This window comes from Geobacter sp. PheSNFMC, assembly GCF_059620965.1.
On sequence record NZ_JCAMRN010000058.1, the window covers coordinates 1 to 24,495 of the forward strand.

At 64.0% G+C, this 24,495-nt stretch carries 21 protein-coding genes; 15 read left to right on the forward strand and 6 right to left on the reverse strand.

Annotation, left to right across the window (positions count from 1 at the left end):
• A partial coding sequence (locus AC6CDK_RS13125; protein ID WP_496639874.1) for a sensor histidine kinase occupies positions 1 to 969 on the forward strand: 969 nt, incomplete at its 5' end.
• Between the two features lie 10 nt (positions 970 to 979).
• Entirely contained in the window at positions 980 to 2,350 is a 1,371-nt protein-coding gene (locus AC6CDK_RS13130; protein ID WP_039646232.1) for a sigma-54-dependent transcriptional regulator, read from the forward strand.
• A 76-nt stretch (positions 2,351 to 2,426) separates the two neighbouring features.
• On the opposite strand, the gene AC6CDK_RS13135 is transcribed toward AC6CDK_RS13130, so the two are convergent.
• Entirely contained in the window at positions 2,427 to 3,821 is a 1,395-nt protein-coding gene (locus AC6CDK_RS13135) for an OmpA family protein (RefSeq protein ID WP_039646234.1), read from the reverse strand.
• Between the two features lie 192 nt (positions 3,822 to 4,013).
• Here AC6CDK_RS13135 and AC6CDK_RS13140 point away from each other — a divergent pair, with 192 nt between their 5' ends.
• The 8 genes from AC6CDK_RS13140 (at position 4,014) to AC6CDK_RS13175 (ending at position 11,321) form a co-directional block, all read left to right on the forward strand.
• Positions 4,014 to 4,559, forward strand: a complete 546-nt coding sequence (locus AC6CDK_RS13140) for a beta-class carbonic anhydrase (protein ID WP_039646236.1) — start codon at positions 4,014 to 4,016, stop codon at positions 4,557 to 4,559.
• A 23-nt stretch (positions 4,560 to 4,582) separates the two neighbouring features.
• Positions 4,583 to 5,545 (forward strand): GGDEF domain-containing protein, encoded by a 963-nt coding sequence (locus AC6CDK_RS13145; RefSeq protein WP_039646239.1) that lies wholly within the window; start codon positions 4,583 to 4,585, stop codon positions 5,543 to 5,545.
• Between the two features lie 114 nt (positions 5,546 to 5,659).
• A complete protein-coding gene (locus tag AC6CDK_RS13150) occupies positions 5,660 to 6,172 on the forward strand; it encodes a citrate lyase holo-[acyl-carrier protein] synthase (RefSeq protein ID WP_039646241.1) in 513 nt (170 codons plus the stop codon).
• A complete protein-coding gene (locus tag AC6CDK_RS13155; RefSeq protein WP_039646243.1) occupies positions 6,144 to 7,028 on the forward strand; it encodes a triphosphoribosyl-dephospho-CoA synthase in 885 nt (294 codons plus the stop codon). The genes AC6CDK_RS13150 and AC6CDK_RS13155 overlap by 29 nt, the downstream gene beginning before the upstream one ends.
• A 42-nt stretch (positions 7,029 to 7,070) precedes the next feature.
• Positions 7,071 to 7,463, forward strand: a complete 393-nt coding sequence (locus tag AC6CDK_RS13160; RefSeq protein ID WP_039646245.1) for an FxsA family protein — start codon at positions 7,071 to 7,073, stop codon at positions 7,461 to 7,463.
• Positions 7,464 to 7,551: 88 nt separating this feature from the next.
• Positions 7,552 to 8,163, forward strand: coding sequence for an NAD(P)H:quinone oxidoreductase (gene wrbA / locus AC6CDK_RS13165; protein WP_039646247.1), 612 nt, complete (start codon positions 7,552 to 7,554; stop codon positions 8,161 to 8,163).
• A gap of 21 nt (positions 8,164 to 8,184) precedes the next feature.
• Positions 8,185 to 10,602, forward strand: a complete 2,418-nt coding sequence (gene ppsA / locus AC6CDK_RS13170) for a phosphoenolpyruvate synthase (RefSeq protein WP_192905063.1) — start codon at positions 8,185 to 8,187, stop codon at positions 10,600 to 10,602.
• Between the two features lie 2 nt (positions 10,603 to 10,604).
• Complete coding sequence (locus AC6CDK_RS13175; protein ID WP_039646251.1) at positions 10,605 to 11,321, forward strand: SDR family oxidoreductase; 717 nt, start codon at positions 10,605 to 10,607, stop codon at positions 11,319 to 11,321.
• 24 nt (positions 11,322 to 11,345) lie between these two features.
• Here AC6CDK_RS13175 and AC6CDK_RS13180 read toward each other — a convergent pair whose 3' ends face one another.
• Together AC6CDK_RS13180 and AC6CDK_RS13185 are read right to left on the reverse strand one after the other, a co-directional pair.
• Positions 11,346 to 13,289 (reverse strand): CHASE2 domain-containing protein, encoded by a 1,944-nt coding sequence (locus AC6CDK_RS13180; protein WP_052269436.1) that lies wholly within the window; start codon positions 13,287 to 13,289, stop codon positions 11,346 to 11,348.
• 18 nt (positions 13,290 to 13,307) lie between these two features.
• On the reverse strand, positions 13,308 to 15,032 hold the full coding sequence (locus tag AC6CDK_RS13185) for a FecR domain-containing protein (RefSeq protein ID WP_066357828.1): 1,725 nt from the start codon (positions 15,030 to 15,032) through the stop codon (positions 13,308 to 13,310).
• Between the two features lie 252 nt (positions 15,033 to 15,284).
• Here AC6CDK_RS13185 and AC6CDK_RS13190 point away from each other — a divergent pair, with 252 nt between their 5' ends.
• The 5 genes from AC6CDK_RS13190 to AC6CDK_RS13210 all read left to right on the forward strand — a co-directional run bounded on the left by AC6CDK_RS13190 (position 15,285) and on the right by AC6CDK_RS13210 (position 19,426).
• Positions 15,285 to 16,076 carry an amino acid ABC transporter substrate-binding protein gene (locus tag AC6CDK_RS13190; RefSeq protein WP_192905062.1) on the forward strand — a complete coding sequence of 264 codons (792 nt, stop codon included), beginning with the start codon at positions 15,285 to 15,287 and terminating at the stop codon, positions 16,074 to 16,076.
• Positions 16,077 to 16,211: 135 nt separating this feature from the next.
• Positions 16,212 to 17,234, forward strand: a complete 1,023-nt coding sequence (locus AC6CDK_RS13195) for an amino acid ABC transporter permease (RefSeq protein ID WP_039646256.1) — start codon at positions 16,212 to 16,214, stop codon at positions 17,232 to 17,234.
• Positions 17,221 to 17,994: an amino acid ABC transporter ATP-binding protein gene (locus AC6CDK_RS13200; protein ID WP_039646258.1), complete on the forward strand. Its 774-nt coding sequence runs from the start codon at positions 17,221 to 17,223 to the stop codon at positions 17,992 to 17,994. The genes AC6CDK_RS13195 and AC6CDK_RS13200 overlap by 14 nt, the downstream gene beginning before the upstream one ends.
• Before the next feature lie 10 nt (positions 17,995 to 18,004).
• A complete protein-coding gene (locus tag AC6CDK_RS13205; protein WP_039646260.1) occupies positions 18,005 to 18,454 on the forward strand; it encodes an acyl-CoA thioesterase in 450 nt (149 codons plus the stop codon).
• Positions 18,455 to 18,733: 279 nt separating this feature from the next.
• A complete protein-coding gene (locus AC6CDK_RS13210) occupies positions 18,734 to 19,426 on the forward strand; it encodes an MgtC/SapB family protein (protein WP_039646262.1) in 693 nt (230 codons plus the stop codon).
• A gap of 217 nt (positions 19,427 to 19,643) precedes the next feature.
• On the opposite strand, the gene hisF is transcribed toward AC6CDK_RS13210, so the two are convergent.
• The 3 genes from hisF to AC6CDK_RS13225 form a co-directional block, all read right to left on the reverse strand.
• Complete coding sequence (gene hisF / locus AC6CDK_RS13215) at positions 19,644 to 20,408, reverse strand: imidazole glycerol phosphate synthase subunit HisF (RefSeq protein WP_039646264.1); 765 nt, start codon at positions 20,406 to 20,408, stop codon at positions 19,644 to 19,646.
• A gap of 44 nt (positions 20,409 to 20,452) precedes the next feature.
• Positions 20,453 to 23,248: a PEP/pyruvate-binding domain-containing protein gene (locus AC6CDK_RS13220; RefSeq protein ID WP_052269437.1), complete on the reverse strand. Its 2,796-nt coding sequence runs from the start codon at positions 23,246 to 23,248 to the stop codon at positions 20,453 to 20,455.
• A 47-nt stretch (positions 23,249 to 23,295) separates the two neighbouring features.
• On the reverse strand, positions 23,296 to 24,495 hold a 1,200-nt coding region (locus AC6CDK_RS13225; RefSeq protein WP_496639878.1), incomplete at its 5' end, for a Glu/Leu/Phe/Val family dehydrogenase.

The window sequence follows — 24,495 nt, forward strand, 5'->3', positions numbered from 1 at the left end:
GGGGCGATAACCACCATCAATACCTCTGCGGCCCGGCTCCTGCAGATCGACACGCCCCGGGCCGTGGGCCACAACTTCCGGGAGGTGCTCAAGGGAGAGCAGCTCGACATCGTGAAGGGGGTCCTGCGGGACATGGTCATGGCCAAAAAGGACAGCATCAGCCGCCAGATCACGGTGCCGGTGCGGGACAGCCGGGCCACGTTCCTCTTCAACCTGTCGGTGCTGCGGGACGAAAGCGGCGAATTCCTCGGCACCGTGGTGGTCTTCGACGACATGACCCAGTTGATCAAGGCCCAGCGGATGGCCGCCTGGCGCGAGGTGGCCCGCCGCATCGCCCACGAGATCAAAAACCCCCTGACCCCGATCCAGCTCTCGGCCCAGCGGCTGCGCAAGCGCTACCTTCCCCGCTTCGGCGACGAGGACCGGGTCTTCGACGAGTGCACGGCCATGATCGTCAAGTCCGTTGACGAGTTGAAGACCCTGGTGGACGAGTTCTCCAACTTCGCCCGGATGCCCGCAGCCCACCCCTCTCCCAACGATCTGAACGCCGTCATCCGCGAGGCGGTCACCCTGTTCCGGGAAGGGCACCGGCGGGTGGCGTTCGGCTTCAGTGCCGACGACCGGCTGCCCCAGTTGCAACTGGACCGGGACCAGATCAAGCGAGTCTTCATCAACCTCCTGGACAACGCCGTGGCCGCTATGGGGGGGACGGGCGAGGTCCGGATCGTGAGCCGCTTCGACCCTGAGCTTAAAATGGCGGTGGTGACCGTGGCCGATACGGGACCGGGCATCCCGCCGGAGGACAAGCCGCGGGTCTTCGAGCCCTACTTCTCCACCAAGGCGTCGGGCACCGGGCTGGGACTCGCCATTGTCAGCAACATCATCACCGACCATCACGGGTTCATCCGGGTGCGGGACAACGAGCCCGGAGGGACCAGGTTCGTCATTGAACTACCCGTGACGGGATAGAGAGGATTACGTGAACGAAACGATACTCGTCGTGGACGACGAACAGGACATCCGCACGGCCCTGGCCGGCATTCTGGAAGACGAGGGGTACCGGACCGCCTTCGCGCGGGACGGCGTCGAGGCCCTGGAGACGGTCCAGAAGGATCGGCCCGACTTGGTGCTTTTGGACATCTGGATGCCGAGGCTGGACGGCATGGAGACCCTGCAGCGGCTCAAGGCGTCCGATCCCGGGCTCACGGTGGTCATGATGTCGGGCCACGGCACCATTGAAACGGCAGTGAAGTCCACCAAGATGGGGGCCTTCGACTTCATCGAAAAACCCCTTTCCCTGGAAAAGATCCTGGTCACGGTCCGTAACGGCCTGGACGCGAGACGGCTCCGGGCCGAAAACGATTCGTTGCGCGCCCTGAGCTTCAGGGGGCACGAGATCGTGGGGGAATCGGAGGCCATGGGCCGGCTGCGGGAACAGGTCCGGCTGGCCGGGCCAGCCGACGCGCCGGTGCTCATCATCGGCGAAAACGGAGCGGGCAAAGAACTGGCGGCCCGGTCGCTGCACTACCACAGCCCCCGCCGCGACAAGCCCTTCGTGGAACTCGACTGCGCCGCCCTGCCCGAAGAACTCATCGACAGCGAACTCTTCGGCCACGAAAAGGGCTTTGCCGGCGCCGCAACCCAGAAGAAGGGAAAGCTCGACCTGGCCAACGGCGGCACCATGTTTCTGGATGAAATAGGCGACATGCCGCCCCGGACCCAGGCAAAACTCCTGCGCCTCATCCATGAGCGGAAATTCGAACGGGCGGGCGGGGCCCGGTCCATCGAGGCGGATGTGCGCATCATGGCCGCCAGCACCCGGAACCTGGAGGACGAGGTCCGAGCGGGACGCTTCAGCGCCGACCTGTTCTACCGGCTGAACGTGGTCAGCCTGGCAGTGCCGCCGCTGCGGGAGCGGCGGGAGGACATCGTGCCGCTGGCGGAGCACTTCCTCGACATCTTTGCCCGCCGGGAGGGCCAGGAGTGCAAGACCATGCCTCCCGAGGCGCTGGCCGTCCTGGCCCGGCACGACTGGCCCGGCAACGTGCGGGAGCTGCGCACCATCGTGGAGCGGCTCGTCATCATGACCCCGGGGCGGGTGATAACCCCTGACCTGATTCCCCCGTCGGTTGGCGGAGGCGCGGACCGCGAGGGTGGCCTGCCCCGGAGCGAAGCCGCCCTGGAGCCCTCGTCGCTCCGGGAGGCGCGGGAAGAATTCGAGCGGGAATTCATTATTCAGAAACTGGAGGAGTACGGCTGGAACATCTCCCGCACCGCCGACGCCATCGAGCTGGAGCGGAGCAACCTCTACCGCAAGATGAAGAGTTACGGGATCGACGCGAAAAAGTGACGGGCAGATCCATTCGCACGAAAGAGGGCCGTCTCCCCCAGGGGGAGACGGCCCTCTTTTCTTCAGATCGCGGACGCTACTTCTTGATCACGCAGTCGATGATGGCGTTGATCCGCCGGTTGAGGGCCCGGCCCTCGGCCGTGGAGTTGTAGGCGATGGGCCGGCTGAAGCCGTATCCCTTGGCGGAAAGGCGCGCGCGCTCGATGCCGAAGTGTTCCACAAGGTAATTGACCACCGCCTCGGCCCGGCGCTGGGAGAGCTTCATGTTGTGATCGGCGGTGCCGACCCGGTCGGTGTGCCCTTCGATGATGGCCGTGGTGGTCGGGTTCTGCTTCATGAAATCGCCCACCTTGGCGATCTCGCCGCGGAACTGGGGCTTGATGTCCCACTTGTCCGTGTCGAACTGGACCTTCAGGGCGATGCAGAGCCGGTCCGGCAGGGCCGCGATGACCTTGGGGTTCTCCAGGGCGCAGTCGATGATCGCCTCGATCCGGCGGTTGCGCTGCTTGCCCGCCTCGGTGGCATTGTCGGCGATGGGGCGGGTCTTGCCGAAGCCCCGGGCGGAGAGGCGCGACCTGTCGATGCCGAAATTGTCCGCCAGGTAGTTGACCACGCTTTCGGCCCGCCGCTGGGAGAGCTTCATGTTGTAGGCGTCGTCCCCCACATTGTCGGTGTGCCCCTCAATCACGGCCGTGGTCGTGGGATACTCCTTCAGGAAGTCCGCCACCCGCTTCACCTCGTCGTGGTACTGGGGACGGACGTCGGCCTTGTCGATGTCGAATTCCATGTTGAGGGTGATACAGTACTTCATAAGGCCCGGCGTCGGCTCGGCAGCCATGGGTACCGGCGCGGGCTCGGGTTCGACCGCGGGTGCCGGGGCTGGAGCCGGCGCGGGAGCGGCAGCCGGCGGAACGGCCCTTGCCGCCGGGGCGGCGCCGCCGAACAGAACGCTCAAGCCAACCGTGTACTCGACGTTGCTGTACGAGTAGCCCAGATCGAAGATACCCCGCACGTCGCCCCGCAACGCCGCGGCGTCGGTGATGAAATACTTGACCCCACCGCCGTAGGTGAGGATGCCGTCGGTGCGGTCCCGGCCGTTGGAGCCGGCGGCGTAGTCAAGGGTCGTCCCCCCTGCGCCGGCCGCCAGGAACGGCACCAGGGAGCTTTCCGGCATGAAATGGTAGAGCCCCTCAAGACGGTAGGTGTAGGAGTCCACGTCGGCCTTGCTGCCCCTGGTTTCCTCGGCCGGGGAAAAGCCGAACACGGTCTCAACCCCCCAGGCGGGGGTAAAGTTGTATCCGCCCCGGACGCCGAAGGTGGGCGCTGTGCGGATGTGCTGCTCCCCGTCGAAGGTATAGCCTCCGAAGTAGGGACTGAGCGAAAATGAACCGGCCCTGTTCTCCGCTGTTGCCGTCGACGCGACCAGCAGGGCGACGGCGAACGCGGCACCAACGATGGTTCTCACCTTCATGGCAACCTCCCTGTAGACAGGCAACGAGTATCGGGACACATCCCGTTCAAACTTTACCAATGTGCAGATAATTGTCAAACTACGTCGCACAGTTACATGCCACGCACCTCCGTACTGGCAGGAGAAACCCATTGACAGGCGGAGCGGCCGCCGGTATAAATGGCGTCGCTCAAACCAGCGCGAGGAAATGTCATGACCCTTCTCGACACCATCCTGGACGCAAACAGGAAGTTCGTCAGCCCCGGCGTGTTCCCCCCCCTGGCCAAGAACCCGAAAAAGCAGTTTGCCATCTTCACCTGCATGGACACCCGGCTGGTGGATTTCCTGGAACCGGCCATGGGTATCAAGCGGGGCGACGCGAAGGTTATCAAGAATGCCGGCAACACCATAGTGGATCCCCTCAGCGGCGGCGTCATCAGGAGCCTCGTGGCGGCGGTGTTCATGCTCGGCGTGGAGGAGATCTTCGTCATCGGCCACCGGGACTGCGGCATGGCGGCGGTGGACTCCGACGATCTCCGGCAGCGGATGGTGGCGCGCGGCATCGACCCGTCCGTCATCGAGACCCAGGTGCCTGACCTGGCCCAGTGGATGGGTGCTTTTTCATCTCCCGAGGAAAACGTGGCCCGCGTCACGTCGGTGATCCGCCAGAACCCCCTCATCCCGCGGGACGTACCGGTCCACGGCCTCATTTTCTGTCCCAACGACGGCCACCTTGAGGTAATCGTCAGGGGATACTGATCCCCCGGCTCGCGAGGATCCCCATGCCCAGGAACCACCTGCCGTTCAGTGCCAGCGAACTGGAAGCGCTGCCCCTGTTTCGCTTCGTCCCCCTCGAATGCATCGAAGGCATTCTTGAGCACAGCCGCGTGGTCAGCCTGGGGCGGGGTGAGCGCTTCGAACCCGCCGGCCCCCTGGGCCACGCCATCCACCTGATCCTGGAGGGCCGCCTGGCCGTCTACTACGACGTCCGGGAACGGGACGACACCCCCCTTCATCTGGAGCGGGGCGACATCGTCGGCCAGAGCCTCGTTTCCGGCGAGCCGGAAGTCCCCTGCACCCTGGCGGCCACTGAAGACACGCGGCTCATGGTTCTTGAGGAGGACCTGATCTGGTCCCTGGCCCAGGCATCCCACGCAGCCGCCTGCAACCTGCTCGGCATCCTCCTGCGCGGCAGGGGGGGCTCTTCCCTGGGAAGTTTCTCGGGCACTGTCCGCGATTATGCCCTCCGCAACCAGGCGGTGGTGGACCCCCTTACCGGTTTCCAGAGCAGGCGGTGGCTCGAGGAAATCCTCTCGCGCCAGGTGGATCGCTTCACCGCCAGCGGCCGTCCCCTGTCCCTGGTGATGATCGACATCGACGGCTTTCGCGCGTTCAACGAACGCCACGGCCGCACCGGCGGCGACCGGGCCCTGCACGACGTCGCCCAAACCCTCCGGAACTCCCTCCGCCCCGGCGAACTGGTGGCGCGCTACGGGGGCGACACCTTCGCGGTGCTCCTCCCCGAAACGGAACCGTCCACCGCAGGGATGATCGCGGACCGGCTCAGGCAGCGCCTGATGCATACGGTCATCGACATGGGGGACGGAACCATGCTGCCGCCGCTCTCCATTTCAGCGGGAGTGGCTGGAGCCACCCCCGGCATCGATGGCCCCGCCCTTGCGGAAAGCGCGCTGGCAGCGCTTGACAGGGCAAAGGCTGCGGGAGGCAACACCGTTTCCCGCTAACTCTCTCCCGCCCTTAATGTATACACGTTATTGTTTCCGCACTCCTCATGCTACAATGACGTCGGCTTGCATCGGCACCAACTGTCAGCGTAGTCGGAGACGTGGAGCTCCCCTATGGACGTACCCCTGAAAAGGTGGCGCGGATGCGCCGTTTTTCGTCCCGCCCTTGCCGCGCGGCGGGACATGCTTTCCCTCTACCTGGACGCCGGGTACCCGACCACCCTGATCCTCTCCCTGGCGCCGCCGGGCAGCGGCACCGACGACCGAGACGAAGCAGTCCTGTCGATTACCTTCCGGAATCTGGTGAAGGTGCTCCCCGAGCTGCTCAACCTCAAGAAATCTGGTGACAAAGACGATGCATATGCTATCATGCACGTCCCTCTGGACGCGACTGAGGCTAAAAAACGCTGTATTGCCCTGGAGATGGGAACGCCTTTTTCGCGGCTCATCGATCTGGATGTGTACGATGGCAGCGGAACCCGGCTTAGCCGGGCGCTCCTCGGACTCACCCCTCGTCCTTGTCTCGCGTGCGGCCAACGGGCCGCCGACTGCATCCGCCACCGGCACCCCACCCCGGCGGAGAGACCCGGGAGGCTCCATGAACTCCTCGCGCATCTTCGAGATTGAGCAGTTTGCCCAGTCCCTCGTCAAGGGAGGGGCCATGGCGCTCTATCTGACGCCGAAACCGGGGCTCGTGGACCTTGCCGACCAAGGCTCCCACCCTGATCTTTCACTCGACAAGATGGAGCGGTCGCTTCACATCCTGGGTGACTACCTGGCGGAGCTGATCCGCTCGCTTACCGACGGGGAGCGCTTCCTCTGCCAGGCAGTGATCGGCCGGCGGGCCGAAGAGGTCATGATGGAGGAGCTGGGCTCCAACACCCTCAAGGGCTACTTGTTCCTGAGCGGGCTGTTGCTGGTTGCCCGCTGGCGATGCGACTCCGATGACGAAAAGCGGTTGAACCGGGCGGTGTCCGAGCTGGGCGAGGAATTCTTCGCCCTGCGCCGCGATCAGGCAACCAACGGCCATTCGGCCCGCTCCCGCTTCGGCGCCGGCGGCGTCGTGCACGAGGTCCTGGACGGACTCCCTTCCCTGTTCACCTGCGCCGTGCCGGCGTATCTGACTGCCATCGAACGGACCGGCTGCTTCACCAGTGCCTCCTTTGCCATGCTTGCCCGCCTCATGCAAACGGTGGACGACACCACCACCCTCCACCGCTGCGGCACCATGGGACTGGCCCGGCTGCGGCGCGACGGCCAGACCCTGGAGCGGCTCATTGCCGAGGGGGGAGATCCGGTCGCGTTTCTCACGGAACTCAACCGCAAGTACGTGCGGATGAATCTCACCATGGGCGGCGTCGCCGACATCCTCGGCCTGGCCTACGGCTACCTCGTGGCCACGGGACGGCTGGCTGGCGCGTCGGAAACCACCCGCTCCAGAAACTCCAAGCCGCGGCTGCGCCTCTGCATGGGCGACGCCTGAGGGCCTCCCCGGGTCCTTGGCGCACTGCCGCACTCATCCTTCATGCTCCTGAGACTCTTCCTCATCTTCAGCGTCGTTCCGATCATAGAGCTCTACCTCCTCATCAGGGTGGGCAAACTGATCGGCGCCCTGCCCACCGTGGCCCTGCTGCTGGTCGTCAGCCTCGCCGGCGCCTGGCTGGTCCGCTCCCAGGGCTTCGTGATCCTGCGCCGCATCCAGGATGAGCTGGCCCTGGGGCGGCTCCCGGCCGCCGGCCTGCTCGACGGCGCGCTGGTTCTCCTGGGAGGGCTGCTCCTCCTGACCCCCGGCTTTTTCAGCGACGTGGTCGGCCTGTTCTTCATCGTCCCCCCCACCCGCGCCGTCATCAAGCAGTTCCTGGGCCTCTGGCTCCAGAACAGGCTCGCCCGCGGCCAGTTCGTGATCCGCAGGTTCTGACCCTCTTCCTGCCGTTTCGTTGCATCCCCGCCGGATTGCGGTACGCTTTTCCCTGCTGGTCACTATCGCCGTCAGGAGGAGCTTTGTCATGAACGTTCTCATTGTCTACTATTCCATGTACGGACACATCCATCGCATGGCCGAGGCCGTGGCCGAGGGGGTCCGCGAGGTGCCCGGCGCCGAAGCGGTGCTGCGCCGCGTGCCCGAAACGCTGCCGCCCGACGTGCTGGAAAAGATGGGCGCCGTCGAACCCCAGAAGGCCTTTGCCCACATCCCGGTGGCCACGGTGGACGAGCTTGCCTCGGCGGACGCCATCATCTTCGGCACACCAACCCGCTTCGGCAACATGTGCGGCCAGATGCGCCAGTTTCTGGACGCCACCGGCGGGCTCTGGGTGAAGGGCTCCCTCGTGGGCAAGGCCGCCGGCGTCTTCACCAGTTCCGCCACCCAGCACGGGGGCCAGGAATCCACCATCCTCACCTTCCACACCTTCCTCCTCCACCAGGGGATGGTCATCGTGGGGCTCCCCTATACCTTTGCCGGCCAGACGCGGATCGACGAAATCACCGGCGGCTCCCCCTACGGCGCGTCCACCATAGCCGGCGGCCAGGGGGAACGGCTGCCGAGCGAGAACGATCTGGCCGGGGCCCGCTTCCAGGGCAGGCATGTGGCGCAGATCGCCGCCAAACTGAACGGATAGGAAGCACAGGGAGGTTCTTCCATGTCCTGGATTCGCTGGTTCTCGGAAATAACCATTGACGATGTCCCCCTGGTCGGGGGCAAGAACGCCTCCCTCGGGGAGATGTTCGGGGAGCTCAGGCCCCTGGGGGTGCGGATCCCCAACGGCTTCGCCATCACGGCGGAGGCCTACTGGCACCTGATCCGGTCGGCGGGGATCCTGGATGAAATGAAACAGACCCTGGCGGGACTGGTCAAGGAGGACGTGGACGACCTGGCGCTCCGGGGACGCCGACTGCGGGAGCTGGTGTACGGCGCCCCCCTCCCCGGAGAACTGGCGGAAGAGATCAGAGAGGCCTACCGGGGGCTCTGCGCCGAGTATGGCGAGAACTGCGACGTGGCGGTCCGCAGCTCGGCCACGGCAGAAGATCTCCCCACGGCCTCCTTTGCGGGGCAGCAGGAAACCTACCTGAACGTCCGGGGCGAGGCGCAACTCCTGGACGCCTGCCGCCGCTGCTTCGCCTCCCTCTTCACCGACCGGGCCATTTCATACCGCATCGACCAGGGGTTCGACCACTTCAAGGTGGGGCTCTCCGTGGGCGTCATGAAGATGGTCCGGTCGGACCTCGCCTCCAGCGGGGTCATCTTCACCATCGACACCGAGACCGGCTTCCGGGACACGGTTTTGATCACCGGCGCCTGGGGCCTGGGCGAGAACGTGGTCCAGGGGGCCGTGAACCCGGACGAGTTCACGGTCTTCAAGCCCGCGCTCCGGCAGGGATTCCGCCCCATCGTCCGGCGCCGGCTGGGGGAGAAGAAGATCCGGATGATCTACGGCACCGGCACCTCCAAGCACCTGACCAAGAACGTGGAGGTGCCCCGGGAGGAACGGCGCCGCTTCTGCCTCAGCGACGACGAGGTGCTGGAGCTGGCCCGCCAGTCCCTCCTGATCGAGTCCCACTATGAGAAGCGGGCCGGCCGCGAGATGCCCATGGACATCGAATGGGCCAAGGACGGGGAGTCTGGCCGGCTCTTCATCGTTCAGGCCCGGCCCGAAACGGTGGAATCCCGCAAACGGCTCGACTTCCTGGAGACGTACATCCTGGAGCAGAAGGGAGAGGTGCTGGCCACCGGTACCAGCGTGGGCGGAAAGATCGCCGCCGGCCCGGCCCGGGTCATCACCGACATCCACAGGCTGGGCGACTTCAGCCCCGGCGAGGTCCTGGTGGCCGACACCACCACCCCCGACTGGGAGCCGGTCATGAAGACCGCCGCGGCCATCGTCACCAACAAGGGGGGGCGCACCTGCCACGCCGCCATCGTCAGCCGCGAGCTGGGCATCCCGTCGGTGGTCGGCACCGGCGACGGGACCGAACGGATCGCCAGCAACCGGGAGATAACGGTGAGCTGCGCCGAAGGAGAAGTGGGCAGAATCTACAGCGGCGAACTCCCCTTCCGGGTGGAGCGGGTTGACCTGGCCGGCATGCGGCGCCCCCGCACCAGGATCATGATGAACCTGGGCAACCCGGAGGAGGCCTTCTCCCTCTGCCGGATTCCCAACGACGGGGTGGGGCTCGCCCGGATGGAGTTCATCATCACCAACCATATCAAGATCCATCCCATGGCCCTGGTCCACCCCCTCCGGGTGGAGGACGAGGCATCGCGGCGCGAGATCGCGCGCCTCACCGCCGGCCATGCCGACCCGCCCGCCTACTTTGTGGAAAAGCTCGCCGAGGGGATCGGCACCATTGCCGCCGCCTTTCATCCCAAACCGGTCATTGTCCGCATGAGCGACTTCAAGACCAACGAGTATGCCTCGCTCCTGGGGGGCCGGGCCTTCGAGCCCGACGAGGAGAACCCCATGATCGGCTTCCGGGGGGCGTCGCGCTACTACGACGAGCGCTACCGGGAAGGGTTCGCCCTGGAATGCCGGGCCCTGAAGCGGGTCCGGGACGAGATGGGGCTCGTTAACGTAATCCCCATGATCCCCTTCTGCCGGCGCATCGTGGAGGCGGAGAAGGTATTGGCCGAAATGGCGACGAACGGCCTCGTGCGGGGCGAAAACGGCCTGGAGGTCTACGTCATGTGCGAGATCCCCAACAACGTCATCATGATCGACGAGTTCTCGCGGCTCTTCGACGGCTTTTCCATAGGCTCCAACGACCTGACCCAGCTCACCCTCGGCGTGGACCGGGACTCGGCCCTGGTGGCCCACGTCTTTGACGAGCGGGACCCGGGGGTCATGGAACTCATCGGCCGGGTGGTGGAGGGGGCGCGTCGCAACGGACGCCACAGCGGCATCTGCGGCCAAGCCCCCAGTGACTACCCCGAGTTCGCGGCCTTTCTCGTGGAGCAGGGAATCGACTCCATTTCGCTCAACCCCGATTCGATCCTCAAGATCACGATGCGGGTCCTGGAAATGGAGGAGGAACTGGCGCAGCAGGGGGACAAGAGGAGGTAGACATGTCGCTCAACGGTGCGAAGGTGGTAGTGATCGGCGGCAGTTCCGGCATGGGGCTCGCCGTGGCGAAGATGGCCGCGGACGAGGGGGCCCGGGTGGTGATCGCCGGCCGGTCGGAGGAGAAGCTCCGGCAAGCCGCGGACGAGATTCGCCAGCCGGTTGAGGCCCGTTCCCTTGATGTGACGCAGGAACAGGCCGTACAGGCGTTCTTCGCCGAAACCGGCGAACTGGACCACCTGGTCGTAACCGCGGCCACCGGCGTGGCGGGCTCGTTTCTGGAGCTGGAAACCCCATCGTTCCGCCAGATCTTCGACAGCAAGTTCTGGGGTCAGTACTTTGCGGCCCGCTACGGGGCCCAGCGAATCAGGGAGGGGGGCTCAATCACCTTCTTTTCCGGCGTGGCCGCGACCAAGCCCGTGGACGGCCTTTCGGCGTACGCCGCAGTGAACGGCGCCGTGGAGGCCCTCTGCCGGAGCCTGGCCGTGGAACTGGCGCCCCTGCGGGTGAACGCCGTCTCGCCGGGGATCGTGGATACTCCCGCCTATGCCGGCATGAGCCCCGCCGAACGGAAGAGGATGTTCGACGCCCTCGCCGCCCGGCTCCCGGCCCGGCGGATCGGCAGGCCCGAGGACGCGGCCGCCGCGGTGATCTCGCTTATGAAGAACGGGTATGTCACCGGATCGGTGGTACACGTGGACGGCGGGCAGCGGCTGGTCTAGGGACCAACCGGCCCTACCGGCCCATCAGGCGGGGACGGTGAAGAAAAAAACGGCGCCACTCCCCGTTTCCCCGCGAGCCCAGACCCGGCCGCCATGGCGATGGATGATTCGCTGGACCGTGGCCAGGCCGATGCCGGTGCCGGGGAATTCCGCCTTGCTGTGGAGGCGCTGGAACGGCACAAACAGTTTGTCCGCATAGGCGTTGTCGAAACCGACGCCGTTGTCGCGGAGATACAGGCGCCGCTCTCCTCCCGCCTCCTCCACGCCGAACTCGATCACTGACGGAACGACTCCGGCGGTGAATTTCCACGCGTTCTCCATGAGATTGGTCATGACCGCCCTCATGAGATGTGCGTCGGCATTGACCACCACCCCCGTGCGGATCACAAACTCCACGGGCCGCTCCGGCGCCGCCCGGCGCAGCTCACCGGCAATCTCCGTTGCCATGTCGCTCAGGTCTACCGGAAGGCGCAGCAGATCGGCACGGCCGATTCGCGACAGACCGAGCAGCGCCTCGATGAGCTCCTCCATTTTCGTTACATTGATGCGGATCCTGGCAAGGTATTCACGGCAGGCAGGGTCCACCTCTTCCCGGCAATCCTCTTCCAAGGCGACGGCAAAGCCGCGAATGACACGCAGCGGTGCCTGCAGGTCATGGGAAACCGAGTAGTTGAACGCTTCCAGCTCCCTGTTGGCGGACTCGATCCTGATGCTCCGTTCCACGAGTTGCTGCGTGGCAGCGTCCAGAATCGCCACGCTGGCATTAATTCCGCCAATGGACAGAAGACCCGCGATCCCCCGTGAGCACGGAGGGATGCTCCCCTCGGCCGGCAGATTCGCTGCAATGGCTTCATACTGCCGACCGAGCCTGGCGCTTGCCTCCGCCAGGCGGTACACGAACACGACCGTGTAGAGATACGCAACCGTGAGCGCGAAGATGGCGGGATCGACCCATACCTGCCGGAATGCGAACAGAGACAGGGTGCAGAGCGGTATGCCCGCGAGGCTGACGAACAAAACCGCCAGCGAACCGGCTTCACTGAAGAGCAGAAAGAGCAGGAGCCAGCAACCGGCCAGCACGGCGCAGAGGGCAAGGCGGGACGCGCTGCTGGGAGAACGTATGCCGTTCCCCTTCAGCACCGTATCGAGGATATTCGCCTGAACCTCCACGGGGGCCATCCTGTTGCGGGCCTGGGAAAAGGGAACAATGACCCGCTCGTCGATGCCCGGCGCCGTTACCCCCACCAGGACGAAGGCGTCGCGGAATGCATCCGGCCGGACGTTCCCCGCCACCACATCGGCCAGGGAAAAGCGCGGAAACATGCCGGGCGGGCCGCAGAAATCGATGTACATGGGGTAGTGCTGGGCGATGGCGGCCGAGGACGCTTCCGGCAACGGCGCACCGGCGGCTGATGGCGCCGTCACGGCCCGGGCGGCATCGCGCAGCGCGAGGGCCAGCGAAGGGACCTGTCGCCCGCCGGTTTCCAGCCCATGATAGACGTGCCGGACAATACCGTCCACATCGGGCTCCAGGTGCAGGTGCCCGGTGGGGACGCGCCCCAGCGACGGGGCGGGCAACGCGAGCCGGAGCCGGTCGTCGATGTAGGCGGGCACAACCACTCTCCCATGCCGGGCAATGGCTGCGGCAAAACTGTCGTCGCCTTCGCGGGGCTCGCTCATGATGATGGCGAACCCCACGGCCCGCGCTGCGCCTGCCTTGTCCAGGAGCGCGCCGTAGACGCTCCGTTTCAAGGGCCAGGGCCCCAGTTTCCCGAGACTCTCCTCGTCCACGGTGACGAGCACGATGGGCGCATGGGGCCGCACCTCGCCGCGCAGGCGAAACGCGAGATCATAGGCGAAACGGTTCAGCCCCTCGAAGAAGCCGAGTCCGTCCAGCACGAACAGCAGGACCACCCCGGCGGCGGCAGCCGCGACGATGTGGTATGTTGTCCTCTGCTCCCCGGCCATAACGCGTCGCTCCAGCCCCTAGAGAAGCAGCCCCAGGAGCAGTCCCGCCACGCCGAGGATTCCCAGCGCGCCGTAGGGAAAGGACCGGTTCACCTGGAAGCTCCGGGGTGGCGAAAAATCTCCCTGGCAGCCCTCTCCGTCGATGGCCGCCGTCCTGACGAAGTACTCTCCCGGCTCCGGTGGCAGGGGAAAGGAAGCGGCCGGCCGATCGGCGACCTCCTCGCCCAGCAGTTCGGCAAAGGCCCGGTCCCTTGCCAGTTGGAAGCAATAAGAGCGAGCACCCGGCACCGCCCGCACCCTCACGTCGAGCACGGAGCCCTTGCAGCGCGTCTCCTCGAATTCGGGGGCGGCCGGCGGCGGAACGACCGTAACCTCCACGGGGTTGGTCCACTCGCCCCGATAGCCGTCCGCAGCAATGGAGCCGAGCCGGACGAAATAGGTGCCGGCGTTCAGCGGCCCCGTCTCGAATTCGGTCGCGTCGAGCGCATCCCTGTCAATCACCGGGGTGGAGAACGAGCGCCCCCCTGCCACCTGGAGCCGGTACGACACCGCATCGTGCACCTTGAGCCAGCCGACGGTCAGCGAGCGGTTACACGCCCGCTCCCCGTCACGCGGGGTTTTGACAAAGGGAGGAAGGGGGTTCAGGCGTACCGTGAACGGCACGGTCCCGGACTCGGCCCCCTCCAGCCCCAGCCGGTCGACGCTGCGGCTGCTCAGGTGATAGGCTCCATCGGCAAGTCCCCGGATCACCCACGGCTCACCGGCGGGGAGCAGCGCGTCGTACACCAGTTCCTTCATGTCGCCGTCGCGGGCGACCATGACCCGGTACCCCGCGGCATCCGGCGCCTCCGAGTGAGCGAACCGGACCGGCCCGGAGCGGAAGAGGGCCGGCCGTGCCTCCACCCCGGGAGGGGCCAGAAGCCGCTGCGGCGGCAGCGGTGGCTCACCCGCGCGCACCAGGGTGCCCTCTCCCGCGGCCAGGGGGACCTCGCGGCCACGGGCGTCAACCCCGACCCGGCCCTCCAGCACCTCGGTGCGGGTTTCACCCGCCCGGCCCACCCCCACCCGGAACTCGGTACCCCGCGCACCAGCCACGGCAGAGGGGGTACGGATCTCGAAACGCTGCTCCCGCCCCGTGGCCCTCTTGATGCGGGTTATCAGATTGCCCTTGCCGAGCAGCAGTTCCCGGTCGAAGAACACGTTATCCCGCCGGAGCGCGCGGACAACGTCGACACTGCCGTTGCCGCGCATCAGGAACGAGCTGCCGTCCTCATAGCCGACCTCCACGGCACCCGTTACGCCGGTCACCAGCCGCCCCCCGGCGGGCACGCGGCCGCCAATGCCGGCAAGCTGCTCGATGATGCCGCCTTTGCCTTCGAGGCGCACGTCGCCGCTAAGGAAGGTGATGACTCCTTCCAGACCGGTGCCCCTGAACAGTGCCGCGGGAATCCTGATGCGCTGTCCGGGATGGATGAGGTCGGGGTTCTGCAAGTGGTTGAGCCGGGCAATGGTTGGACAGCGGCCGGGATTTTCAAGGTGCTTGCCACACAGTTGCAGCAGGGTGTCCCCTGGCGAAACGGTGATTTCGACCGACGGCTCACAACGGGCAGCGACCACAGATGCCGGCAGTGTCGCGAGCAAAACCGCCACCGCCGCCAGCCGGCGGATACCGTCTCCCGCCGGCACCCCCATGTCCTGTGCAGGCACGCTCCCGTTTCCGGCAGCTCCCGTGTGGCTTGCCATGTATCCTCCGCAGAAACATGCAATGTTAAATTTAATTTAGTTTAGCGTTCCGGGAGATATCCGCAAGGGCTGGGGGCACGATACTCCCGCAACCGGCCAGTTGCTCCGGGACGTGCCGGCCCGATTTCCACGATGCATCGGCAGGCTTCTCATTGCTTGACGCCCTGTCACCTTTCTGCAATAATTCGCGTTCGGTGCTGGCAACTTGTTGTTCCATGCAGTTAATTTCATTTTAAGAGAGAGGTGCCGAACGTGAAAAAACTCGTATTGCTGATGGTCTCTGCCCTGCTCGTTGCTTTTGCCGCAACCGCCTTCGCGGCCGACGGTTCCTGGAACCGGGTCAAATCCGCCGGAAAACTGGTCATCGGCCTCGATGACGCCTTCCCCCCCATGGGATACCGCGATGCCAGCGGCAAGCTGATCGGTTTCGACATCGACGCCGCCGAAGAAGTGGGCAAGCGCCTGGGCATCAAGATCGAGTGGCAGCCCACCGCCTGGGACGGGGTCATCCACTCCCTCAACTCCAAGAAATTCGATGCCATCTGGAACGGCATGACCATCACCGATGAGCGGGCCAAGCAGGTGGCCTTCACCAAGCCCTACATCATGGACGGCCAGATCGCCGTGGTGAAGTTCTCCGAGAAGCGCTTCAAAAAGATCGCCGACCTGAAGAACGTGAAAATAGGCGCCCAGAAGGGCTCTTCGGCCCTCAACGCCGTGAAGAAGCTCCCCACCGCACCGGCCGAGCTCAAGGAGTACGAGGACAACCCCAAGGCGCTGCTGGATCTTGAAGCGGGCCGCATCGACGTGGTGGTGATCGACAACGTGACCGGCCGCGACTTCATCGCCAAGCGCCCGGGCCAGTTCAAGGTGGTCCCCGGCTTCATCAGCAAGGAGCCCTTCGGCGTCGCCTTCCGCAAGGAAGACAAGGACCTGCGCGAAAAGGTGCAGAAGACCCTCGACGCCATGGTGAAGGACGGCGCCCTGGCGAAGATCTCCCGCAAGTGGTTTGCAGAAGACATCACCAACCCCAAGAAGTGGTAAGAGAAGCGCGGCTTTTCCGCAATCTCGGCGTTGGGCTTCGGATTTGATTGTGCGGCGTACAGAAGTACGCCTCCGCTCAAATCCTTGCCCGCCTTGACCTTGCGGAAAATCCACGCTTCTCAAATGAGCTTTTCTATGAACCTTAAACCATACACTCTCGGCAGGGTCGCCACGGCCCTGCTTTTTTTGTGGATCACCGTTGCAGCGGCGCTGGCGTCCGAAGCCGATTACGACGCCCTCTTCCGGGAGGCCAACGACCTGATGGGGGCCGGGGATCTCCCCGCCGCCATGGAGGTGCTGAAGAAGGTCCCGGCGCCCCGGGCGGGCGAGGAAGGCGATGCCTTTGTCCGGAGCCGGATGCAGATCGCCAAGCTCCACTTTGCTGCCAAGGAGATGGACGAAGCCCTGGCCGCGGCCCGTGAGGTGCTCTCCCTCTACCCGGACAACAGCGAGGCGAAGAACTTCGTCGCCTCGGTGGAGCGGGAACGGAAACCCCGCTACGTCACGTTCCTCCAGGACTGCCTGAAGTTCCTGCCGGTGCTTCTCAAGGGTGCGGTGATGACGCTCCTGCTGGTGCTCTGCACCATGTTCATCTCCCCCATCGGCGGGCTCCTCATCGCCCTGGGGCGGATCAGCACCTTCAGGCCCCTGTCGGCCCTCTGCTGGTTCGTCATCTGGCTCTTCCGGGGCACGCCCCTCCTGCTTCAGCTCTTCTTCATCTACTACGGACTCCCCTCCCTCGGCATCACCCTCAAGCCCGTCACCGCCGCGGTCATCGGCCTGGGGCTCAACTACTCGGCCTACCTGGGCGAGATCATCCGGGGAGCCATCCAGAGCATCGACCATGGCCAGACCGAGGCGGCCAAGGCCCTGGGCATGACCTACGGCCAGGCCATGCGCCGGGTCGTCATCCCCCAGACCTACAAGCGGCTCATGCCTCCCATCGGCAACGAGTTCATCGCCCTGATCAAAGACACGGCCCTGGTCTCCACCATTGCCATGGTCGAGCTGATGCGGGCCGCGGACCAGATGTTCAATACCTACTTCAACGTGACGGCCCTCATCCTGGCCGCCGTCATCTACCTGATCTTCACGACCTTCTTCACCTTCCTCTTCGAAAAGATCGAGCACCGGGCAGGGATCTATGAGCGACGTTAAGCCCCTCATCCAGCTGGAGAACATCACCAAGCGCTTCAAGAGCCTCACGGCGGTGAACGGCGTCAACCTGGCGGTCCATCCGGGGGAAAAGCTCGTGATCATCGGCCCGTCCGGTTCGGGCAAGTCGACGCTGCTCCGCTCCATCAACTTCCTGGAAGAGATCGACGAGGGAACCATCCGCTTCGAGGGGAACGAGGTAGGCTACATCCGGCGCCACGGCAAGCTCCACCTGGACAAGCAGCCGGTGATCTGCGCCCTGCGGGCCGAAATCGGGATGGTCTTCCAGCACTTCCATCTCTTTCCCCACATGACGGTCCTCGGCAACGTGATGGAAGGCCCCCTCACCGTGCAGAAGAAGAGTGCCGCCGAGTCCCGGGAAACCGCCCTGGCCATGCTGGCCAAGGTGGGTCTCACCGACAAGAAGGACGTCTATCCCGCCACCCTCTCCGGCGGGCAGAAGCAGCGGGTGGCCATTGCCCGGGCCATTGCCATGCGGCCGAAGCTCATGCTCTTCGACGAGCCCACCTCGGCCCTGGACCCGGAACTGGTCGGGGAGGTCTTCGACACCATCCACGCCCTGGCCGACGAGGGGATGACCATGATCATCGTCACCCACCACATGGGCTTTGCCCGGGAACTGGCCGACCGGGTGATCTTCATGGAAAAGGGGAACTTCCTGGCCGAGGGGACCCCCCGGGAGTTCTTTGCCGAGGGAATGAACAACGAGCGGATCCAGTCGTTCCTGAACCGGATCCTCTAGGAGGCACGCCATGAACCGCGACTGGACCCTGATCGAAACCCTGCTCCCCCAGGACACCAACCCGGCGGGATCCATCTTCGGCGGCGTGATCATGGGGCTCATGGACAAGGCCGCCGCCATAGCCGCCTGGCGCTATGCCCGGCGCGAGGTGGTCACGGCCGGGGCCGAGCAGATCTCTCTGCTGCGCCCGGTACGGCTGGGGGAAGTGGTCAAGGTGGAGGCCCGGGTGGTCTGCACCGGCCGGACATCCATCGATGTGGACGTGGTGGTTGAAACCGAGAATGTCCTCACGGGCGACAGCGCCGTGGCGGCCGCGGGATTCTTCACCATGGTCGCCCTGGACAGGGAGGGCACGCCCACGGAAGTTCCCCGCTGGGAGCCCCGCAGTGAAGAAGAGCGGCGACTCTGCGAGGCTGCCCGGGAACGGCGGGCCCGGCGCGGACGGAAATCAGGGCGGTAGTAGTGCTGACGGCGGCTGGCTGCCACGGCAGGCGCCATAGCTAAGCCGACGAACAAGGCATCGGAGTGCCGCTCAAAACCGCGTCCACCGTCTATCCTGAATATCGGCAAGATACACGCACGCGAGCCATAGCTCAAAACCGAATCAAACCGGTCGTAAATGCATGCCTTTTTCGAAGGGCTGCTAGAACGAACCTGTTGTGGATGGCGTTTTGCTTATCGGCAGTACCGTATCAACGGCGGCTGCGGACGATGATTATATTCCGGAGGTCAATGCGCTATGAGCGATTACCCTTATGAAGCCAACCTGGTATTTCGCCTGTTGCTGGCTGTACTCTGCGGAGCTCTCCTGGGGTATGAGCGGGAACGGCACGGCATAAGCGCCGGCTTGAGAACCAACATTCTTGTCTGTGTCAGTGCGGCATTAATGATGATTGTCTCAAAATACTTTTACTACAAGCCTGGCGAGATTATCGACAATATCAATATCGGTCTTGACCCGTCGCGCATTGCCGCGTCGATCATCTCCGGCATAGGCTTTCTCGGGGCGGGCGTCATTATCAAGGAGCGAGGCAGCATCCGCGGACTGACCACGGCCGCGACTCTCTGGTACAACGCCGGCCTGGGCATGGCGTGCGGGGCAGGCATGATCATCCTGCCGATATTCTGTACTGCCATTGGCCTGGTTTCGCTGACAGCGCTCAAACAGCTTGGGAACCGGATACCGCGGGACCAGCACAAAAACATCATGGTGGAATGCAACAACCTGGGGGAACAGTCGCTCCTGACGCTCAAAGACTATTTTACGGAAAGGAACATCCAGATCATTGACATCAACCTCAGCCAGCAGATACGGGAATCAACGACCAATTATGAAATTGTCGTCAAGGGGAACTGGCATAACGACGAACTGCTCAGGCATGTCAGCAACCTGTCCCGCTTCGATTTTGTCACCCAGACCAAGCTGAGTTGAACGTGGGGCGTGCCCGGCACATCGTTCGCGGTGCGCCGGACCCCAGTGACACATCCCGCCCTTGCCGGCGATCCCGGCTGCACTCTGAGGCTTAGGCTGAACTTCATCCGGCCGACACACACCCCCGACACGGGATCATAGCGAACACCCCTGATTTCCCCCGGCTTCCCGGGCTTCAGCCGCTGGCTTCTCCACTCCCGCGCCAGGCGATACGGGATCAGAGGTTGACCTGGATGCCCCGGCCGTGCAGATACTCTTTCACGTCCTTGACGCGGAAGGTCTTGAAATGGAACACCGACGCCGCCAGCAGAATCCGGGCCCCGCCTTGCACCACGCCGTCGTAAAAATGTTCGAGGGTTCCGGCGCCGCCGGATGCGACGACCGGCACGGTGACCGCATCGGCGATCGCCCTGGTGAATGCGAGGTCATATCCTGCTCGCGTGCCGTCGCCATCCATGCTTGTGGGCAGGATGACGCCCGCGCCGAGATCCTGGCACTGGCGCGCCCATTCGACGGCATCCCTGCCGACCGGTTTCGTGCCGCCGGAAACCACCAGTTCGAAACCCGACGGCATTGCACTGTTTCTGCGGGCATCGACCGCCACGGTTATCCGCTCGGAACCGAACTCTCGGGCGGCATGGCGCACCAGAGAAGGGTCCTTGACCGCGGCGCTGTTCATGGAGACCTTGGAGGCGCCCGCGGCAAGGGTCATCCTGATGTCATCCATGCTGCCGATGCCGCCGCCCACCGTCAGGGGGATGGAAATGACTGCCGCGACATTTTCTACCCACTCCAGGCGGGTTTTCCTGTTTTCAAGGGTTGCGGCGATGTCGAGCATGGCCAGTTCATCGGCTCCCTCGCTTTGATAATACCGGGCGTTTTCCACCGGATCGCCGGCATCCTGCAGGTTTACGAAATTCACCCCCTTGACGACACGCCCGTTTTTCATGTCAAGGCACGGCATGATCTTCACGACCGACATACTGTCTCCTTTCCGAATCCTGCTCCACGATTGCAACATCCCCATCACGATGGGGCGGAATACCCTGTCCCGTTTTCAGGCCCACCCTTCCCGCTGCCCGTTGCCGGTTCCGCAAAAAACCCCATGGCCATGACCTGGTCGGCGTTCATCACTATCCTGAGAATTTTACCGACCCTTTCCCGCGAGACTTCGATCACCCGCAGCACGTCAGCCAGGTGCGCGTACCCCGGCAGCATCGCTGCCAGCAGGTTCTTGGAGTCCATGAGGAACCGGCGGTTGAACCTGTTGCCGTGGTCTTCCGGATAGAGGGGGATATACCGGATGCCGGCTTCCACCATGTCCTGAAAAAAGTGCGTGCCAAAGGAGAGGTCTGGTTCGTGGGAGCCTGCTTTGTATGCGATCTCCATCAGAACCGCCGCATTGCAGATATCGGCATAGGAGACGTGGACCCCCTGCCTGATGTCTCCCCTGCTCCCCCAGCGCCCCGGACCCAGCAGGATGAAGCGGCGTTTGGGGAGCAGAGCGTTCAACAGCCCCACCGCCCGGCCGATGTCCACCAGCGCATCCAGGCTTGCCTGTGCCGCGTAGCATTCCGGCGGGACGTAGACGATATGGGTTATGTCCGGTATGCGTCCGTTTGAAATGAACCGATGCGCCGTAAACAGGACCTCGCTCTCCGGGATGTCATCCCGTATGGTGCCGGGCAGCGCCTCGTTTTCCATGCTTTGCGGCCGGCACTGCAGCAGGTAGAGTTGATTGCCGTCATGGGCGAACTCTATCTCCACGGGCATCTTCATCCCTTCCCGCAGGGCCTGCAGGATCGCCTTGATCTGCCTGATGAACGGGGTGCGCTTCACCAGGCCGTCAAAGGTGGCGACCATTTCGTCGCGGTTCAGGTGGAGTTCCATGGTCGGGATGTGGCAGATCTGGCCGTCGCGGTAGGCTGAAATCAGGTGGGACAGATGCGGAATGTCTCTTCCGTGCCCGTGGAGGAGGCGGTCCAGCGGCACCGTCTCGAAAACCCGGTCCTGGAGGTTGATCACGTCCACCTTTGCGGGTGAATAGCGCCGTATTTCGTCAGGCGTGACATTCACCCGCAGGGCCGGTTGTCCGGGGGACAGCAGCACGGGGTAGTCGTTGCTGATGCGGTCCACGGCCCGCGTGCCGAGGCCCGGCACCAGCCGGCACAGGCCATCGTCGCGCTTCAGGCGGGGTGACCAGCGGAACTCGTTGGAGCTCATGGCCACCCCGGCAAACACCGGCATGTGATAAGGGCCGACCCGTCTCCCCACAACCTCCTGGATCAGGATGCCCATCTCTTCGCGGAAATCGAGCAGCCCCCGCTCGGAACGGTAGACGATCGGGTCCGGCCCGAACACTGACGCGTAGATCTCGGCAATCGCATCGAGCAGGGCGTGCAACCTGGTCCGCTTGTCCCCCTGATTGGATAGGAAAAGGCTTTTGTACTTGCCCGAAAACGCAGTCCCGGCCTGGTCCTCCAGCAGGCTGGAGCTACGCACGATGATCGGGCATTCGCCGAAATCGTCCAGCGCATGGGACAGGCCCCGGTAAATGTCGGCAGGAAACCGGCCGTGCTTGAAAAGCTGGATGATGTTGGGATATTCGAAGCGGATCTGCTCGATATCCTTGTACTTCAGCTCGTTCACATCCTCCAGGTCATTATAGTTCAGGAATGAGGTCAGGCAGTCCGCAGTCAGATACCAGGTTTTCGGTATTCTGATATCCGCAAGCAGCCCCTCCCTGGCGGCAGCCTTGGTCAGAATGCGCCAGGCAACAAAAAGCCCGGTGCTCTTCCCCCCCAGCCGCCCGTTGCTTGTGGCAGGGTAGATGATCCGGGTCACCAGATCGAAAAAATCGGACACCTGCAGGTGATGTTTTACGAGATTGATGAAATCGATGCTGTCGGAAAAAAACCGGCGGATCAGCGACACCCGGAGCCATTTCTCCGTCGATTGCGCCAGGACGGCCCCGTCGCCGGACTGGGCGCGATACCGCAGAATGACATCGATGATCTTGCCCAGGGATATGTTTGCCGAGTCCACGGTCTTGATCAGATAACTCAGCCTGTTCTCCTGAATCCACCGGTGCAGGGAGGACAGTATCTCGGCGTCGCTCAGGTGACGCGCGGCAATCTCGAACACCTGCGCGCTCATGTCGAGGATGTCGACGCCGGGTTTCCGCCGGCTCGGGCTGTTGATCTCGGATACGGTCTCCGGATGATGGGCGGCAAAGGTTGCGGCAAATGCGTCAAGGGCCTGACGGGCCTCTTTGACATCGCTTCTGCACAGGAAATAGAGCATTTTGCGGGAGCAGTAGAGATAGAGCCTTTCGTCGGTGCGGCGCAGCGCGTCCACGAGCGCCATCCATTCGCGCGTTGCCGCCCGCTGCTCGCAGAGGAGTTTCTCCAGGTCCCGGTGAAGCAATGTCTGGCCGATCCGGTCGGCGATCGTCCGGAGCAGCTTGCTTTCTTTCTCCAGGAAAACACCTTCGCCCTCGGGTGAAAAAGGCACCTCCCGTACGTAGGATATTTCGAGCGAGCCTGCCTCCCGGTCCCCTGCGGATATGGGAACGGCTTCAGACCAGCGGCTCGGGATGAAATGGGGCGGTTGGTACACCGCCCCGTCATACACGATGCGGGCCTGGCAGAGTTCGGGGTAGCGCCAGCCGGAAGGGATCGCCGCGATGATGTCGCGGAAAAGCCCGGCAAGCGAACCGGAACGCCTGGCCAGCAACTCCTCGATCCTGTAGAGGCAGTTCAGCTCCTTTTCCCGTTCGAGCAGGACCTGAATCAGTTCAGGGGGCTGTCCGTTGCCTGGCATGGTGTGACCTCCCGGTCAGCGGTTGGCTCTGGCCGCGGCAGCCCGCATCATGCCCAGCCCCGCGCCTGGACCGCCTGGGCCACGCGATTGATGGCGATGACGTATGCCGCGTCACGCATGCCGATCTTCTGCCGCCGGGCTACGTCACCCACTGCAATGAACGCCGAGGTCATGTATTTTTCCAGTTTCTGGAGCACCTCGTTTTTGTCCCAGAAATAATTGGTGTTGCACTGCACCTGTTCGAAATAGCTGCAGGTGACGCCGCCGGCATTGGCAAGGAAATCGGGGAGGGTGAGAATGTTGCGCTGCAGGATAACCTCGTCAGCCTCCGGTGTTGTGGGTCCGTTGGCGCCCTCGGCAATCACTTTTACGCCTGGCGCGATTTTATCCACATTGCCTTGGTGGATCTGGCTTTCCATCGCCGCCGGGATCAGGATGTCCACATCCTGCTCCAGCCACGCATCACCCGGCAACAGTTCATAGCCCAGGTCGCCGGCCCGGTTCTTGTCGATGCTGCCGAACTTGTCGGCAATTTCCTGCAGTTCGATGACATTGACGCCGCTCTTTTTGCGATAGGTGTAACTGGTCATGTCGTTCTGGTCCCAGCAGGATATGGCGAGCACCTTGCCGCCAAGGTGGGTGTAGAGCCGGGCCGCGTATTGCGCGACATTGCCGAACCCCTGGATGCTGGCCGTGGTCTTTCCGATGGCAATGCCCATTTCATCAAGCGCCGTGGCCAGGACATACACCACACCATAACCCGTGGCTTCGGTGCGCCCCTGGGATCCACCGCTGCCGAGCGGCTTTCCGGTAATGAAGCCGGGGAACCGGCCACCGTGAATTGCCTCGAACTCGTCCAGCATCCAGAGCATATGCTGTCCGTTCGTCATCACATCCGGGGCGGGCACATCGCTCCACGGGCCTATATTTTTTGCAATCTGGCGGATCCAGCCACGGCAGATCTGCTCCTGTTCGCGCAGGCTCAACTGGTGGGGATCGCAGATGACGCCGCCCTTGCCGCCGCCCAACGGGATATCGACGACCGCGCATTTCCAGGTCATCCACATCGAAAGCGCACGCACCGTATCGATGGTTTCCATCGGATGAAAGCGGATGCCCCCTTTTGCCGGGCCGCGCGCATCGTTGTGCTGCACGCGAAACCCGTTGAACACCCGTACCGTTCCGTCGTCCATTCTTACCGGGATGGTAAAGTGATATTCACGCATCGGCTGCCTGAGCAACTGCCT

Bases quoted from the DNA above. Each gene is read 5' to 3' on its own strand.
- AC6CDK_RS13175 (WP_039646251.1), top strand. From the start codon at position 10,605: ATGTCGCTCAACGGTGCGAAGGTGGTAGTGATCGGCGGCAGTTCCGGC.
- wrbA (WP_039646247.1), top strand. From the start codon at position 7,552: ATGAACGTTCTCATTGTCTACTATTCCATGTACGGACACATCCATCGC.
- AC6CDK_RS13145 (WP_039646239.1), top strand. From the start codon at position 4,583: ATGCCCAGGAACCACCTGCCGTTCAGTGCCAGCGAACTGGAAGCGCTG.
- ppsA (WP_192905063.1), top strand. From the start codon at position 8,185: ATGTCCTGGATTCGCTGGTTCTCGGAAATAACCATTGACGATGTCCCC.
- AC6CDK_RS13155 (WP_039646243.1), top strand. From the start codon at position 6,144: ATGAACTCCTCGCGCATCTTCGAGATTGAGCAGTTTGCCCAGTCCCTC.
- AC6CDK_RS13200 (WP_039646258.1), top strand. From the start codon at position 17,221: ATGAGCGACGTTAAGCCCCTCATCCAGCTGGAGAACATCACCAAGCGC.
- AC6CDK_RS13210 (WP_039646262.1), top strand. From the start codon at position 18,734: ATGAGCGATTACCCTTATGAAGCCAACCTGGTATTTCGCCTGTTGCTG.
- AC6CDK_RS13150 (WP_039646241.1), top strand. From the start codon at position 5,660: ATGGACGTACCCCTGAAAAGGTGGCGCGGATGCGCCGTTTTTCGTCCC.
- AC6CDK_RS13205 (WP_039646260.1), top strand. From the start codon at position 18,005: ATGAACCGCGACTGGACCCTGATCGAAACCCTGCTCCCCCAGGACACC.
- hisF (WP_039646264.1), bottom strand. From the start codon at position 20,408: ATGTCGGTCGTGAAGATCATGCCGTGCCTTGACATGAAAAACGGGCGT.
- AC6CDK_RS13180 (WP_052269436.1), bottom strand. From the start codon at position 13,289: ATGGCCGGGGAGCAGAGGACAACATACCACATCGTCGCGGCTGCCGCC.
- AC6CDK_RS13140 (WP_039646236.1), top strand. From the start codon at position 4,014: ATGACCCTTCTCGACACCATCCTGGACGCAAACAGGAAGTTCGTCAGC.
- AC6CDK_RS13135 (WP_039646234.1), bottom strand. From the start codon at position 3,821: ATGAAGGTGAGAACCATCGTTGGTGCCGCGTTCGCCGTCGCCCTGCTG.
- AC6CDK_RS13185 (WP_066357828.1), bottom strand. From the start codon at position 15,032: ATGGCAAGCCACACGGGAGCTGCCGGAAACGGGAGCGTGCCTGCACAG.
- AC6CDK_RS13220 (WP_052269437.1), bottom strand. From the start codon at position 23,248: ATGCCAGGCAACGGACAGCCCCCTGAACTGATTCAGGTCCTGCTCGAA.
- AC6CDK_RS13195 (WP_039646256.1), top strand. From the start codon at position 16,212: ATGAACCTTAAACCATACACTCTCGGCAGGGTCGCCACGGCCCTGCTT.
- AC6CDK_RS13160 (WP_039646245.1), top strand. From the start codon at position 7,071: ATGCTCCTGAGACTCTTCCTCATCTTCAGCGTCGTTCCGATCATAGAG.